The 14,452-nt window shown below is 40.5% G+C and carries 13 protein-coding genes; 5 read left to right on the forward strand and 8 right to left on the reverse strand.

What is annotated here, in order from left to right:
* Nucleotides 1–180: 180 nt before the first annotated feature.
* The 4 genes from FB6_RS06055 to FB6_RS06070 are packed head-to-tail and all read right to left on the reverse strand — an operon-like array spanning nt 181 to nt 3,897.
* The gene (locus FB6_RS06055) at nt 181–921 is read right to left on the reverse strand and encodes a proteasome-type protease (RefSeq protein ID WP_174559142.1); all 741 of its coding nucleotides are present in this window, start codon (nt 919–921) and stop codon (nt 181–183) included.
* A gap of 25 nt (nt 922–946) precedes the next feature.
* The gene (locus tag FB6_RS06060) at nt 947–1,726 is read right to left on the reverse strand and encodes a transglutaminase family protein (RefSeq protein ID WP_174559143.1); all 780 of its coding nucleotides are present in this window, start codon (nt 1,724–1,726) and stop codon (nt 947–949) included.
* A complete protein-coding gene (locus FB6_RS06065; protein WP_174559144.1) occupies nt 1,723–2,325 on the reverse strand; it encodes an alpha-E domain-containing protein in 603 nt (200 codons plus the stop codon). The genes FB6_RS06060 and FB6_RS06065 overlap by 4 nt, the downstream gene beginning before the upstream one ends.
* A gap of 24 nt (nt 2,326–2,349) precedes the next feature.
* On the reverse strand, nt 2,350–3,897 hold the full coding sequence (locus FB6_RS06070; protein ID WP_174559145.1) for a circularly permuted type 2 ATP-grasp protein: 1,548 nt from the start codon (nt 3,895–3,897) through the stop codon (nt 2,350–2,352).
* Nucleotides 3,898–4,228: 331 nt separating this feature from the next.
* On the opposite strand from FB6_RS06070, the gene FB6_RS06075 reads away from it, so the two are divergent.
* Entirely contained in the window at nt 4,229–5,239 is a 1,011-nt protein-coding gene (locus FB6_RS06075; protein WP_174559146.1) for a helix-turn-helix transcriptional regulator, read from the forward strand.
* Between the two features lie 481 nt (nt 5,240–5,720).
* The gene (locus FB6_RS06080) at nt 5,721–7,391 is read left to right on the forward strand and encodes an FMN-binding glutamate synthase family protein (protein ID WP_174559147.1); all 1,671 of its coding nucleotides are present in this window, start codon (nt 5,721–5,723) and stop codon (nt 7,389–7,391) included.
* Nucleotides 7,392–7,699: 308 nt separating this feature from the next.
* Here the strand turns inward: FB6_RS06080 and FB6_RS06085 are convergent, their stop codons facing one another.
* From FB6_RS06085 to FB6_RS06100, 4 genes are read right to left on the reverse strand one after another with little or no spacing between them, the layout of a single operon-like run.
* Nucleotides 7,700–8,743 carry an alpha/beta hydrolase gene (locus FB6_RS06085; RefSeq protein ID WP_174559148.1) on the reverse strand — a complete coding sequence of 348 codons (1,044 nt, stop codon included), beginning with the start codon at nt 8,741–8,743 and terminating at the stop codon, nt 7,700–7,702.
* Nucleotides 8,743–9,870 (reverse strand): YdcF family protein, encoded by a 1,128-nt coding sequence (locus tag FB6_RS06090; RefSeq protein WP_174559149.1) that lies wholly within the window; start codon nt 9,868–9,870, stop codon nt 8,743–8,745. The genes FB6_RS06085 and FB6_RS06090 overlap by 1 nt, the downstream gene beginning before the upstream one ends.
* Before the next feature lie 7 nt (nt 9,871–9,877).
* Nucleotides 9,878–10,912, reverse strand: coding sequence for a UDP-N-acetylmuramate dehydrogenase (murB, locus tag FB6_RS06095; protein WP_174559150.1), 1,035 nt, complete (start codon nt 10,910–10,912; stop codon nt 9,878–9,880).
* 12 nt (nt 10,913–10,924) lie between these two features.
* Complete coding sequence (locus tag FB6_RS06100; protein WP_174559151.1) at nt 10,925–11,449, reverse strand: low molecular weight protein-tyrosine-phosphatase; 525 nt, start codon at nt 11,447–11,449, stop codon at nt 10,925–10,927.
* A gap of 116 nt (nt 11,450–11,565) precedes the next feature.
* Here FB6_RS06100 and FB6_RS06105 point away from each other — a divergent pair, with 116 nt between their 5' ends.
* The 3 genes from FB6_RS06105 to FB6_RS06115 all read left to right on the forward strand — a co-directional run bounded on the left by FB6_RS06105 (nt 11,566) and on the right by FB6_RS06115 (nt 14,451).
* Nucleotides 11,566–12,726, forward strand: coding sequence for an iron-containing alcohol dehydrogenase (locus FB6_RS06105; RefSeq protein WP_174559152.1), 1,161 nt, complete (start codon nt 11,566–11,568; stop codon nt 12,724–12,726).
* 304 nt (nt 12,727–13,030) lie between these two features.
* Nucleotides 13,031–13,861, forward strand: a complete 831-nt coding sequence (locus FB6_RS06110) for an OmpW/AlkL family protein (RefSeq protein ID WP_174559153.1) — start codon at nt 13,031–13,033, stop codon at nt 13,859–13,861.
* A 155-nt stretch (nt 13,862–14,016) separates the two neighbouring features.
* Entirely contained in the window at nt 14,017–14,451 is a 435-nt protein-coding gene (locus tag FB6_RS06115; protein WP_174559154.1) for an acyl-CoA thioesterase, read from the forward strand.
* The last annotated feature ends 1 nt before the right edge of the window (nt 14,452 follow it).

Consider the following 14,452-nt stretch of genomic DNA (forward strand, 5'->3'; position numbering starts at 1 on the left):
TCGGATGCTTATATTTCAGAAATCACTCAACGTTTGAATCATCGCCCAAGAAAAAGACTCGGATTTAGAAGCCCGAGTCAGGTATTATTCCAAGAACATGGTGTTGCACTTCAAATGCTAATCTAAGAACTGAAAAAACCAAGTCTAGGCTTGGGTTTTTTATTACCGTGACATTTGTTTTTAATCGAGATAATCATCTGTCGGAATCGGTAATTCTTGCAAGCCACGGCGTAGCGTATCGGACCATTGCTTACTCAGTTGGCGGAAATAAGGATCTTCTTCATAAATCCGTTTACCGTTCGGAATATGCAAGGAATCTTTTTTATAGACAACCGTGTCAAGTGGCATGCCTACAGATACATTGGAGCGCAAAGTCGAATCGAAAGAAATAAGGCTACAGCGTACCGCTTCATCTAAAGGCATATCATAAATCAAGGCACGATCGAGTATGGGCTTACCATATTTACTTTCACCAATTTGAAAATAAGGTGTATCTTCCGTTGCACAGATAAAATTGCCTTGCGGATAAATATTGTAAAGTTGCATTTCTGCACCTTGAATTTGCCCACCCAGCAGAATACTACAATAATAATTGCTTTGTTCGTGTGTATTGGCATCTTCAACGACATCAGCAATGACTTTTTTTAGTGTATGTCCAACCAGTTCAGCCATTTCGAACATGGTATTGACACTATATAAATTCGGCTCTTGCTTCAATTCCAGATGATTGTTCAGATGGCCAATCACTGCTTGGGTTGTCGCTAAATTTCCAGATGTTTGTATCGTAATAAATCGATCATTTTCAATACCAAAAGTATAGAGTTTACGAAATACAGAAATATGATCCACACCCGCATTGGTTCGGGTATCACTTACAAAGACTAAACCATCTTTTAAGCGCAGCGCACAACAATAAGTCATGAGAACTCCTTATGACTTTTAAATTTCAGCAAGCGAGCACTTGAACAATAGAGTGCATCGACTCAATACCACCGCGCTCTCTTATGCCTCGTACTGGTGCAACATCCCAATAATCACGGCCAATTGCCACATAAATATGTGAATTAGGCGTAAATAACTGATTACTGGTATCAAAACAATACCACGTATTTTCCAAAAAAACTTCTGCCCAAGCATGACTAGCAAGGTGAGCCGTATTTGGCACAAATAAGTAACCCGAAACATAACGTGCCGGTAAACCTAGATATTTACACATGGCAATAAAGACATGGCTATGATCTTGACAAACCCCCTGCCGACATTGAAAAGCCTCGATTGCAGAGGTCTGTACAGAAGTTTGATCCGGAGTATAGGGAATATAACCCAGTATCGCTTCAGACAGCGCAATCAGGTTAGCTCGATTGACTCGAGGAACGTAGCATTCCGCAAAGCTCTTCATTTCGGCATTACATAAAGTGCTGAAAGTCGGTTGCAGAAACAGCTTAGGATTAATATCTGTTTCTACACCAAACTGGGTAGTTTGATTTATTTCAACTACGCCTTGCGCCATAATGCTCATCTGGTTATAAGACTGCCGCTGTGAACTGGTGATCCAGATATTATTAAATGCATCGCTCTTAATTTCTTTCTGTCCTGGCACACTTACATCCCAACAATAAACATGCTGGTGAAGATTGGAAACTGGTGTCATTTTAATGTACTGAATACTGTTACACGCCACATCACTATAATGATAATGAGTTTGGTGATTAATCATCAGTTTCATCCATCGACCTCAAACAGGTTTTGTATGTGATCACTAAAGTGATAAAAATTCATACTGTCTGGATTTAATTTGAGTTGCTGCCAAGCACCCTCTAGTTGGTCCCAACCAATCTGTGTCAACAAATCCACAACTTTATGTATATTGTTCAGCGTTTCATCATAATCCTGTTTCAAGCGAATTTGCCTATCCAGCTGTTCTATATTTTGACCCAGACTGAAAAACAGGAAAATATCTTGTTGTTCAGCTTCAATAACTTCATAGCATTCTGCCGCAACATCACAAATATACGCCGCATCGTCATTGGCATTTTTAATCAGCTGATTTAGTTCCGCATAAGCTTTGGCAGAAAGCACTCCTCTTAAGTCGTGCACATTATTTTTAGCATATTCAAATTGCTGACTAAATGAGGCTGGTTGCTCTGTATCCATCAACAATGAATTTAATGAACTTGCATCAAAAGCAGGTAAGCAAAAAGCATGTGCATATGCCAATGCTTCATCATTATCCAGAAATGGGAACTGCCCACATGCATACTGAATCCGTGTCAAATATCGACCTAACCAAAAAATATGTTGAGCATTACTATTTAATAAAATCATGATTTCACTCCCATGGTTAGATGCTTATGAATGAAGATTATCCACCACCCAAGTGTCTTTAACCCCTCCACCTTGTGAAGAATTCACCACCAGCGATCCAGCCTGCATGGCTACACGGGTTAAACCTCCCGGTACAATTTCGGTCCGATATGGTGAGCTTAAAACAAACGGTCTTAAATCAATATGACGTTCAGCCACACCAAAATCAGTCAAGGTTGGGCAAACGGATAAATCCAATGTCGGCTGTGCAATATAAAGATGAGGTGCAGCAATAATTTTATCGCTAAATTCTTCAATCTGAAGGCTTGAAGCTTGTGGTCCAATCAACATGCCATAACCACCCGAACCTTGAGCTTCTTTCACCACCAGTTCTGGCAAATGAGACAGGACATAATTTAAATCTTCAATTTCACGGCATTGATAAGTCGGCACATTCTTCAAGATTGCCTGCTCACCCAAGTAAAAATGAATCATTTTATCAACATAAGGATAAATGGATTTATCATCTGCAACACCGGTTCCCGGCGCATTTGCAATCACCACATTGTGCTGTAAATACGCAGACATCAAGCCTGGAACACCCAACGTGCTATCTGGCTTAAAGCATAAAGGGTCTAAATATGCATCATCGACTCTTCGATAAATTACATCAACCCGCTGTCTACCACGGATGGTTTTGACATAAACATTATCGTTCTCTACAAAAAGGTCACGTGATGTCACTAAAGGCACATCCATTTCTCTTGCCAGAAAGGAATGTTCATAATACGCGCTGTTATAACGTCCAGGTGTCAATACCACAATAAATGGATTATCTACATAGGCATTTTCAGCCAGTATTTCTTTAAGCAAATGAGGGTATTGTTCAATGCCCAGAATATTGTTTTGCTGAAAAAGTTCCGGCATCAACTTTTGACTGATTTTGCGACTTTCCAGCATATAAGACACCCCCGAAGGCGTTCTTAAATTGTCTTCCAATACATAAAATTCACCATGACGATCACGTATAATATCAATCCCACTGATTTGGCTATAGATTTTGCCTTTTAAATCGTGCGCATACATATGCGGCTGATAGGCTTCATGAGTCAATACCTGCAATTCAGGCACAATATTGGCTTTTAAAATATCCTGTTGATGATAAATATCATGTAGAAACAGATTTAGCGCACGCACCCTTTGCGCACAACCCAGTGATACTTTGTTCCATTGTTTTTTCTCGATAACACGTGGAATCAGATCATAAGGAATAGTTCGTTCAATACCTTCCGATTCACCATAAACGGTAAAGGTAATTCCTTCGTAAAGAAAATGATCTTTTGCAGCCTGATTTAATAATTTCAATTCATCTAATGTGTGCTGAGACAACCAATGTTCTATTTTTTGGCAGGTTTCGCCTGGCATCGCTTGATCATCAATCAGCTCATTAAAAAAATGTGATTTAAACTGTTGAAATAACGTATTTATTTTCGCCTGACCTGCACGAGTTCCAAGACTATTTGCAGCCCCGTTATGATTTGCGAAATTTTCCACTGATGGAATCGAATTTGTATCTTGATCTTCTTTAAGCATACAAACCTCGTCATTGTTATCTATTGTAAGTAGAATTAAGCAACAAGCATGCCAGTCATCATTTTGTTTATTTATCCATTATAATCCAGCCCATTCAATGGTAATTTTGAACGAACATGTATCAAAATATAGAGGTGTACAATACGGGGCTGCGGAAAATTAATCTCTGTTTGCACCAATGTATATTTTTAGAATGGCAGGCATGAAACACAAAATTTAGTGATTTGAATTTTTCATCCTGCATGTTTTAGCATAAAAAAATATACTGTTTTTTATTGTGTTCATCTTTTAATGGATATATAAACAACCTACTCGATTTTTAATTTTAGTTATGTCCTCACAAGAAAAAGAAACGTCCAATAGCCTGTATCGCCAGTGGCAAATTTTATCTCGTCTTTCTACCGGGAAATGGATGGGTACCCGAGAATTACAAGAAATTTTGCAACGCGAGGGTATCGATATCAGCCTGCGTACCATTCAACGTGACTTGAATCAGATCTCCTTACGGTTTCCGATTGAAAGCAGCAAAACCGTGCCTCAAGGCTGGCGCTGGCGTTCTGATGCACCTATTCAAAGCTTGCCACATATGACCAGTTCTCAGGCAGTCACCTTTATGATGGTCGAAGAGCATCTCAAACATTTGCTGCCCCCTAGCCTGATTGAAGAAATGAATCCCTGGTTTGATCTGGCCCGTCGCAGCCTGTCAACTCAAAACAATGTACGGCAATGGATTAACCGTGTGCGTATTGTTCCTGCAAATCAACCTTTGATTCCTCCTGTAGTTGACAAACTGGCTCAGCAGGCGATTTATGAAGGTTTGCTACAAGACAAACAGCTGGAATGTGTGTACCAAGGACGTAGCCATTCCGGCGAAGAAAAAACCTATATTTTGAATCCTTTAGCATTGGTACAAAAAGGTGCGATTATTTACCTGATCTGCACCCGACATGACAAAACCGATATTCAGACTTTTGCGCTGCACCGTTTTAAATCAGCCGTGGTTTTAAACACACGCGCCATGCATCCAGTCAACTTCGATATTGATGCTTATATTGATTCTGGCGCATTAGGCTTTAGGGTCGATTACAGCAAGCCTACTGAAAATATAGCCTTAAAACTGATTATGACTGAAGATGATGCCCATTATTTTGATGAAAGCCAGCTCAGTCGCGACCAAGTCATCGAAAAACTGGAAAATGGTATGGCACAAGTGACTGCAACCGTGCCTTTTACTTCACAACTGGCATGGTGGTTAAGAAGCTTTGGTAATAAAATCCAACATATTGAACCCGTTGAAGTTTCCAACGCTGTACGCCAAATTGCAGATGAAGAACTTCAATAAAAAAAGTCCCAATATTTGGGACTATAGAGTTTTTATCTTTGTATCTACAAATTATTTTTATAAATTGGACTAGATAAACATCAAACTTTATACCTTTACCCCAATACAAAGCTTGATAGCTGCTGCTGATATTTGTGGAGTAATCTGTATATCGCTTTAGCAAGCCAGATCTCCAGAATTATATCGAATTGATTTCATCGTCATATGATTACCCTCTTGTGATTTGGTAAAATTAATGTAGCCCCAAATCACATGATTGTGAAATCATAAGATCAGCAAGCCAAAGCTGAATTTTTATTAAGCATTTGTTATGCATTGCTATGATGCTTCATTCATATTGACCAGTTTTAGACCTTCTAAAAAGTCATTTCCATATTCTACTCTCTAACTAAATCTTTAAACGTGTTTTACAAATTAGAACTTGTGCCATGTATATAAAATAGGCAGATTTAAGTGATTCATAATTATATGGAAAACGAGAATGCCAGGTCCTGTTCAGATTGTTAGACATCGGCTTTTAAATACTTTTTTCTCACGTTACTCAGTCTGGTTTACTTTTATTTTCATAGCCTTGACCATCAGCGGCTTCCGGATTATTTACGCACCGCATTATATTTATTATTTTATTTCAGATACTTTACTGAATTCCTTATGGCTAATTTCCGGTATACTGACTCTGGTTGGCTTATATGACATCTTACAAAACAAACATTCCATTCTAAAAAACTACCCAATTATGGGACATTTTCGTTTTATCTTTGAAGATTTTCGCCCTGAAATTCGTCAGTATTTTATTGAAGCAGATCAGGATGCACTGCCTTTTTCACGCATGCAGCGCAGTTTGGTCTATCAACGGGCAAAAAATGAAAATGCCGATAAACCTTTTGGGTCAATTATCAATGTTTATCAGCAGGATTATCGCTTTATCACCCATTCGATTACCCCCTGCCAACCTGCCGACCCGGCCAGCTTTCGTATCCAGATTGGCAATCATCAATGTCTGCAACCTTATAGTGCATCCATCATGAATATCTCTGCGCTAAGTTTTGGCAGCTTGAGTGCCAACGCGATTCGGGCATTGAATCTGGGCGCGAAAATGGGCAATTTTTACCACGATACTGGTGAAGGCAGTATCAGCCCCTATCATCTGGAAAATGGTGGAGATATCGTCTGGGAACTCGGTAGCGGGTATTTTGGATGTCGCACATTGGATGGGAAATTTGATCCGGAAAAATTTAGCCAGCAAGCCCGGTTACCGCAAATCAAGATGATTGAAATCAAGTTGTCCCAAGGTGCCAAACCCGGACATGGCGGTATTTTACCAAAAGAAAAGATTTCAGAAGAAGTGGCTCAAATTCGTGGGGTGAGTCGAGAGCATGATTGTGTCTCTCCTTCCAAGCATTCGGCATTTCATACCCCGATTGAAATGATGCAGTTCATTCAACAGCTACGTGAATTGTCGGGTGGTAAACCGGTCGGATTTAAACTCTGTATTGGCCAGCCCTGGCAGTTCATGAGTATCGTCAAAGCCATGCTGCACACGCAAATTGTGCCTGATTTTATCGTGGTGGATGGTTCTGAAGGAGGAACCGGTGCTGCGCCCATTGAATTGATTGACCATATGGGCACACCTTTACGCGAAGGCTTGCTATTTGTGCATAACACCCTTGTGGGTGCAGGACTAAGAAATCAAATCAAGATTGGTGCCAGCGGCAAGATTATTACGGCGTTTGATATTTCCAGCACCATGGCCATTGGCGCCGATTGGGTCAATTCAGCACGTGGTTTCATGTTCGCGGTCGGTTGTATTCAGGCTCAAAGCTGCCATACCAATCAGTGTCCTGTGGGTGTAGCCACTCAAAATCAGGAACGGCAAAAGGCACTTCACGTACCAAGCAAAGCCGTCCGAGTGTTCAATTTTCATAAAAATACCATGCTGGCCCTGTCAGAAATGATTGCAGCAGCAGGTTTAAAACATCCTGCATCCATCCAAGCTCATCATTTGGCGCAGCGTATTAATGACCGTGAAATTAAAAATTATGAACAACTACATTTCTGGCTTAAGGAAGGTGAATTACTCCACTGTGAAGCCAATTATACGGAAAACTTCTATTATAAAATGTGGAATTTGGCTCATCCCGAGCAATTTTAACAATACCAACAACCGAAATGAAAAGGTCCTTATTCAATAAAAAAAGAACTCTCAAAAATACTACCATCCAATAGTTTAATTTAAGCTCGTTTTGGATACGCGAGTGTGGCAGGGATGCCACACCTTAACTATCCCTTGCGCTGCATTTTAAAGCTGTGCTTAAAACTGGCTCAGGATGTTGCGTATGAGTAACAAAGGCTCAAAATGAGAGAAATTGCCTACACGAAAACATAAAAATTTAAATAATCAAATGAGGCCGTGCTCATTTGAAAAGATCCAATATTGGACATTATTAGATTTCTAAAAATCTAATAATAGCCTGACGAACTTTGGGTATGTAAAAAAGCAGGAATTAAACCTGTTAATGCTGCTCGAATATCAGCCCGTTCATTAATCAATTGATGGGAACCTTCTTCCAGCATCAATAAAGTCTGCAGACGGAACTTGCGACGGATAAACTCAATATTGTAACGCCAGTCCACCGTCTGATCCTGAGCCCCCTGTGCCAGCCAGACCGGAATCCGGCAAGCAGGACGGTCTTCCATTTCCTGCATCCATTTCGACATCGCTAAAATCCAATCCATCCCCATCATCCGTGGCTGTAAGGGATCTTTTAGACGCACAAAACGCAGGAATTCGGGATTGTGATTATTACGCCTAAAATGACGCGGCACCTGTCGCTTAATCCGTCGGATAATGCCCAAACCAACTGAATTATGCCACCACGCCGATTTCGCCGGACGAAGTAATGGTGAAAGCAATAACACGCGATCCACATAGGGATTTTCGCGGCGCTCAGCAAACTCAAGTAAGTGATGCATCCAAATGGCACCACCTGTACTTTGTCCAATGCCTAACCAGGGTTTGGGTAACTGGCTAGCATTTTTTACATAGTGATAAACCGCGTGTAAAACCTGCTGATAATGATCAAAGTTCTTAATATTCGCAGGTGAACCATCACTAAGACCATGACCCGGTAAATCATAGGTAATGACACTGAAACCCTGTTCCAGCAATTCACGAATAATCGGCTGATAAATGCCACTATGTTCCAGATAGCCATGCAGTAAAAATACCGTACCGCGGATTTTTGCCAAAGCTGTTTGATCTAAATGCGGCTCAAAGACCTGTACATGCAATTTAAACAATGGCATTTGTACATAGCCCTGCCAATGCTCACAATCCAGCAAATGTAAACCGTATAACTTGCGATAGGACTGAATTTCTACCGAAGGTTGATAAGGTTGATTCAGATTTAGAGCTTCCAGTAACTGTGGTGTAGTTTCACGGCTTGGAACCGGCAAATCCAGCTGTTGTAAAATCGTCGGATTTAAAAATGGGATATTTGGCATTAAGGTACCTCGCGGCAATCACTGGAACCAAACCAGACATCACGAATCGTGGCTAACATTTCATAATTGGCACGGCGACTATGATCATAGTTTTGTTCACTTGGCCGCCAGTGTGTCAGATGTGTGGGGATAGGGGCTTCTACAGGTACAGTTTCAATACCATTTAATGCAAATAAGCGACGTGTGCGCGGCATATGATAACGATCGGTGATCAGAATAACGCGCGGTGCACCGCCTTTTTTCTGCAGTAATAAAGAGCTAAAACGCGAGTTTTCACAGGTATTCATGCTGCGATCCTCAAGTAATTTGGCATCAACATCATGGGCTTTTAACCAGCGCTGCATATAAGGCGCTTCAACACCACTCAACACGATAGGTAAATGATATTGCTTTTCTATGACCAAGGTTTTTTCCAGACGTAGACGGGTATACTCATTCACCACAATATCTTTGCCATTTTTATCCAGCGTCAGGCCACCACCCAGAACAATAATTGCATAGGGCTTGGAACTTTGCGGTTGTGGCTGCTCATTTTGCTCATGAATCAGTGCGATATCGTCATAAATCGTGTTATCTACAGGTTCTTCAGCAACCTTTTCCTGCTCAACTTGATGGGTCCGTAGAAAATCGAGATATTTCTCCATCAAGGCCTTATTTTCAGAACTGTTTAAATCCAGTAAATCTTTGACCGCCTGAGTCGGATCTTCCGGTTCAGATGCAGCATCAACCTGTTTGGCCAATAAAGGAACACGAGGTTTTTCCTGTTCTTCATCTTCCTGTTGCTGCGCTTCTTCAATCATGGCTTGTAGAGCTTTATAGCGTGCCTGAATAACCGTCAAATCTTGTGAATTGTGGGTTTGAATGGCTTCTTCCATCAATTTCAGATAAGCCTGTCGTGCAATCCATAATTTTGAACCCGGTTCCAGGCTTTCGTGCTCACTGAGTGCTGCCATTTGTTGGCTTTTTGCCGCGACCTGATTCACTTCAACAGGGACAAACGTATTCAGTGCCTTGACTACCCAACCAGAATAAAATGGCGAATAAATCAAAACCATGAAACAGCCGAACAGTACAAACAGCACAGAAGCTATTTGTACCAGTCGAACCATCCAATGCGATTTCGCCATAATTTTTTTATTCCAAATGTGAACGAATTAAACCGGTTTTATCAAACAATACCGGTTCAGGTTCCAATAAAATATCAAATTTTTGTTGCACATCATGCTGTACGGCATGATAGGTGGCTTGCACATCTGCAAGATTCGCCTGATCATAATTGACTAAAACTAGAGCCTGTTTATGAAACATTCCCACCATACCCAATTTTTTACCTTTCCAACCGGCTTGATCAATTAACCAACCTGCAGCAATTTTAACGCCACCTTTGGCTTGAGGGTAATGGGGCAATTGAGGAAATGTTAGTGCTAAATGGTCAAATAATTGCTCTGAAATGATAGGATTTTTAAAGAAACTTCCCACATTAGGATATTCTTTGGGATCTGGTAACTTGCTTTGACGAATCTGTATCACTTGTTTTTGCAAGTTTTCTGCCGTTTGTTCATCTCCGACAGCCTGCTTAAGATCGCCATAATTGAGCTTGAGCTGAGCTTGCTTCAGTAATTTAAAAGTTACATGAGTAATCACAAAACGCTTTGGATCATCTTTAAAAATACTGTGCCGGTAAGAAAAATTACACTCTGCCGCTTGAATGGTACTGAATTGTTCTAATTGACGATCATAAACCTGTACCGATTCGATAAACTCCCCTGCTTCAACTCCATATGCCCCAATATTCTGTACTGGAGAAGCCCCTACCAAGCCTGGAATCAGTGCCAGATTTTGCAGGCCATATAAATGCTGGGCTGTGCTCCATAACACAAAGTCATGCCAGACTTGTCCTGCACCCACTCGTATGGTTTTACTGTGCTCATCTTCAGCAATATCTTCAATGCCTTGAATATCCATATGTAGAACAAGCGCATGAATCTGTTCAGGCAATAACATATTGCTGCCACCAGACAGAATCAATACATTAAGCTGATGCTGCTTGGCATAACTTAATGCTTCCACCAAGTCTTCAGAAGACTTGACTTTAAGATAATGGGATGCAATCGCATCCAGACTTAAGGTATTAAAAGGCTTAAGTTGAATTTGAGTTTGAATATTCATGTGCTTAAACCTTTACTTCACATCAATTTGTTGTTTGAACTGTTGTTTGAAAATGCCGACCCAGGCCAGACTGCTCGATTCACACTGATCAAGTACGCGTTCAAAGCCATCTGCCCCACCATAATAAGGATCAGGCAAAGCCTGTTTCGGGTAAGTTTGATCGTATTCACTCATCAATGCAATTTTGGCCCGAATCTGACTGATGCCATATTCGCTATGCGCCTGTGCTAAAAGCGTTTCAATGTCCGATAAATTTTCATGATCCATCGCCAGAATCAGATCAAACTCAATAAAATCGTGCAGTTTTAATTGGCGTGCCCGTAATGAGGATAAATCATAGCCACGCTGTAAGGCATGTTTCTGGCTACGCGCATCGGGTGCTTTACCCGGATGGTAATTACTGGTTCCTGCCGAGTCAATGATCGTATTCAATTGTTGTTTATCACAAAAATGTCTAAGAACAACTTCTGCTGTAGGAGAGCGACAAATATTTCCTAAACACACACATAACACCTTATATGGCGTTTTGGATGACATAACAACCTCGATTACTGCTTTATTTTCAGGTGTCTTATGTTAAGTTATTTATAGGATGAATCCTATAGAACCTTAAAACAATAATCTTGAATTTGATATAAAAAAGGATGCAATAGATGAGCCATTTTCAATTTCAGACCGTTTCCAATATTATTTCAGGACTGGGCTCAATCTATGAGTTAAATGCATTGCTTCAGCAGCAACCCTATAAAAAACTGTTGCTGGTGACCGATGCCGGCATGATTCAGCAACAATTGCATTTACCGATTATTGAAATATTGGAAAGTATTCATCTTCCCTATGCAATTTATTCCAATGTTCAGGCTGACCCGGCTGAACATATTGTGCTAGATGCGGTTCAATTCGCGAAAAATGAAAAAGTGGATCTTGTTTTAGGTTTTGGCGGTGGAAGTTCCCTGGATGTAGCTAAAATTATTGCAGTTTTGGCCCATCCCGAACAACGGCAAAGCTTGCAAGACTTATATGGAGTAAATCAAGCCAAAGCCCCCCGACTGCCGTTAGTTTTAGTTCCGACTACTGCGGGTACTGGCTCCGAAGTCACGCCAATCTCGATTGTCACCACCGGTGAAACCACCAAAACTGGTATTGTGGCACCTATTTTATTTGCGGATATTGCCATACTAGATGCAACGTTTACCCAAAATCTTCCGGCCCACATCACGGCGGCAACCGGTATAGATGCCATGGTGCATGCCATTGAAGCCTATACCTCAAAAATCAAAAAGAACCCCTATGCCGATATGCTGGCCAAACAGGCATTAAGATTGCTCAATAAAAACCTGAGTGTGGTCCTTGCAGATGGGCAGAATCTGGAAGCGCGTCAAAACATGCTGGTCGGATCAATGCTGGCCGGTCAAGCTTTTGCCAATGCTCCGGTTGCCGCGGTACATGCGCTGGCTTACCCTTTAGGTGGACATTTCCATATATCCCATGGACATAGTAATGCCTTGGTGCTCACTGAAGTGTTAAAATTCAATGCACCCAATGCCAAACAGCTTTATGCAGAACTTATGTGCTGGCTAGATCCAAAAAGTACCGGCAGTACCGATGGCTTGTGCGATTTATTTATTGACCATATGCAGAATCACCTAGATAAAAGCGGACTAGTATTGAAGTTAAAAGACTTAAATATCCCTGAACAGATGCTGCAACAATTGGCGAGTGATGCGATGTTGCAAACACGACTTTTGCAAAACAACCCACGTGAGCTAACTGAGCAGGATGCCGAGCAAATTTACCAAGCCATTTATGTCTAATGTGTAATTTTGATCAATTTTAATTTGTGATACAAATCACAATTTATCTCCTAAAAAGTTTATTTAATCGCTAAATAAACTTTTTTAATTTTCATGAAAATCAGAATATTAAAATAAGTTCGATATTTAATTCACTTCATTACACTTATTTTAATTAAAAACAGTTAATTACAAATGTGATAAATAAATCAAAATTTATGTAATTTTTATTTACTATTCACATAATGCTTATTTTTTTTATTTACTATTGTTTTATCAGGTTTTCTCGGAATCGAAAACCTTAAAAATAAATAGGAATACAGCGATGCAACACACTATAAAAACACTTTTACCTATCTCATTATTTTTTGCCCTGCCATTCGCCCACGCGGCGACAAGTGATGGAAAAATTGGCGCTGTATCTGCTGGATGGTTACATGTCATGCCACAAGGCGATAAACAAGGCGTATATGGACATATCACTGATAAATCACCGGTGCTTAAAAATCAGCCAGCAACCTCGCCAAATGCCGGCTTTGAAGTGCAAGATGCCGATACAGCAGGTTTAATGCTGGATTACTTTGTCAATGACAATGTTTCACTTGAACTAGTACTGGGTGCACCACCAGAAATGGAGCTTTCAGGTAAGGGCCAAATCACCATTCCAGCCATTTTAGGCGCAGGCACAATGACTGCTGCCAACCTGGAAAAATTCGATAAAATTGCCACAACCGATGCCTATACACCTACACTTTTAGCAAAATATCATTTTGGCAATATCCAGCAAAAATTAAGACCATATCTGGGTGCCGGAGTGATGTATGCCCACTTTAGCGATGTAAAAGCAGATCCTCATGTTAATGCAGAACTTAATAGTAATGCCATTCTTGCCTTACTTAAACCAGAGCTGGGTCCGATCAAAGTAGATGATGCCTTTGCTCCCGTTGTGATTGCAGGATTAGATTACAACATCAATAAAGACTGGTTTGCGACTGCATCGGTATCTTATGCTCACCTTTCAACCAAAGCGAGTTTAGATGTTATAGGGAATACCCAACTTGGAGTGAATCCTCCTCGCGACATTATTTTACAAGGACAAAGTGAGATCGAAATTAATCCGATTGTCACGTATCTAGGCATTGGCTATCGTTTTTAATTTCTAATCTGACTCTGTCTTTTCTATCTTTGAGTTTAACTCCCCAATGGGTCATCTGTAGTTCTTTGGATGACTCTTTTTTTAAGTTGTTTTTTGACTTGTTTTTTCATCTACTTCACAGTAAAACAAATAAAATTATTTAATTATTATTCAACATGAAACAAACACCCAAACAACGCACTGATTTTTCATATTTTTTACCCATTCAAACCCGCTGGTCAGATAACGATATGTATGGCCATGTCAACAATGTGACTTACTACAGTTATTTTGATACCGCAGCTAATTCGCTACTCATTGAAAAGGCCAACTTTGACATTCGCTGTTCGCCAGTGATTGGATTGGTGGTTGATTCTGCATGCAGTTTTTTTCAGGAGCTTTCTTATCCTGAAATTATTGAGGTTGGGGTAGCAATTTCCAGACTGGGAAATTCATCGCTACAGTATGACTTAGCCATTTTTAAACAGTCACAAGATGTAGCTTCTGCACAGGGCCATTTCGTCCACGTTTTTGTGGATCGCCAAACACGAAAAAACACCCCGATTCCAGTTGAAATGCGGGATGCTCTCACTCCATATTTACGCTATTAAA

Source organism: Acinetobacter bouvetii, from assembly GCF_902753875.1.
Lineage (GTDB): Bacteria > Pseudomonadota > Gammaproteobacteria > Pseudomonadales > Moraxellaceae > Acinetobacter > Acinetobacter bouvetii_A.

Excerpts from the sequence above, each read along its gene's own strand:
- FB6_RS06055 (WP_174559142.1), bottom strand. The coding sequence starts at position 921 with ATGACTTATTGTTGTGCGCTGCGCTTAAAAGATGGTTTAGTCTTTGTA.
- FB6_RS06060 (WP_174559143.1), bottom strand. The coding sequence starts at position 1,726 with ATGAAACTGATGATTAATCACCAAACTCATTATCATTATAGTGATGTG.
- FB6_RS06065 (WP_174559144.1), bottom strand. The coding sequence starts at position 2,325 with ATGATTTTATTAAATAGTAATGCTCAACATATTTTTTGGTTAGGTCGA.
- FB6_RS06070 (WP_174559145.1), bottom strand. The coding sequence starts at position 3,897 with ATGCTTAAAGAAGATCAAGATACAAATTCGATTCCATCAGTGGAAAAT.
- FB6_RS06075 (WP_174559146.1), top strand. The coding sequence starts at position 4,229 with ATGTCCTCACAAGAAAAAGAAACGTCCAATAGCCTGTATCGCCAGTGG.
- FB6_RS06080 (WP_174559147.1), top strand. The coding sequence starts at position 5,721 with ATGCCAGGTCCTGTTCAGATTGTTAGACATCGGCTTTTAAATACTTTT.
- FB6_RS06085 (WP_174559148.1), bottom strand. The coding sequence starts at position 8,743 with ATGCCAAATATCCCATTTTTAAATCCGACGATTTTACAACAGCTGGAT.
- FB6_RS06090 (WP_174559149.1), bottom strand. The coding sequence starts at position 9,870 with ATGGCGAAATCGCATTGGATGGTTCGACTGGTACAAATAGCTTCTGTG.
- murB (WP_174559150.1), bottom strand. The coding sequence starts at position 10,912 with ATGAATATTCAAACTCAAATTCAACTTAAGCCTTTTAATACCTTAAGT.
- FB6_RS06100 (WP_174559151.1), bottom strand. The coding sequence starts at position 11,449 with ATGTCATCCAAAACGCCATATAAGGTGTTATGTGTGTGTTTAGGAAAT.
- FB6_RS06105 (WP_174559152.1), top strand. The coding sequence starts at position 11,566 with ATGAGCCATTTTCAATTTCAGACCGTTTCCAATATTATTTCAGGACTG.
- FB6_RS06110 (WP_174559153.1), top strand. The coding sequence starts at position 13,031 with ATGCAACACACTATAAAAACACTTTTACCTATCTCATTATTTTTTGCC.
- FB6_RS06115 (WP_174559154.1), top strand. The coding sequence starts at position 14,017 with ATGAAACAAACACCCAAACAACGCACTGATTTTTCATATTTTTTACCC.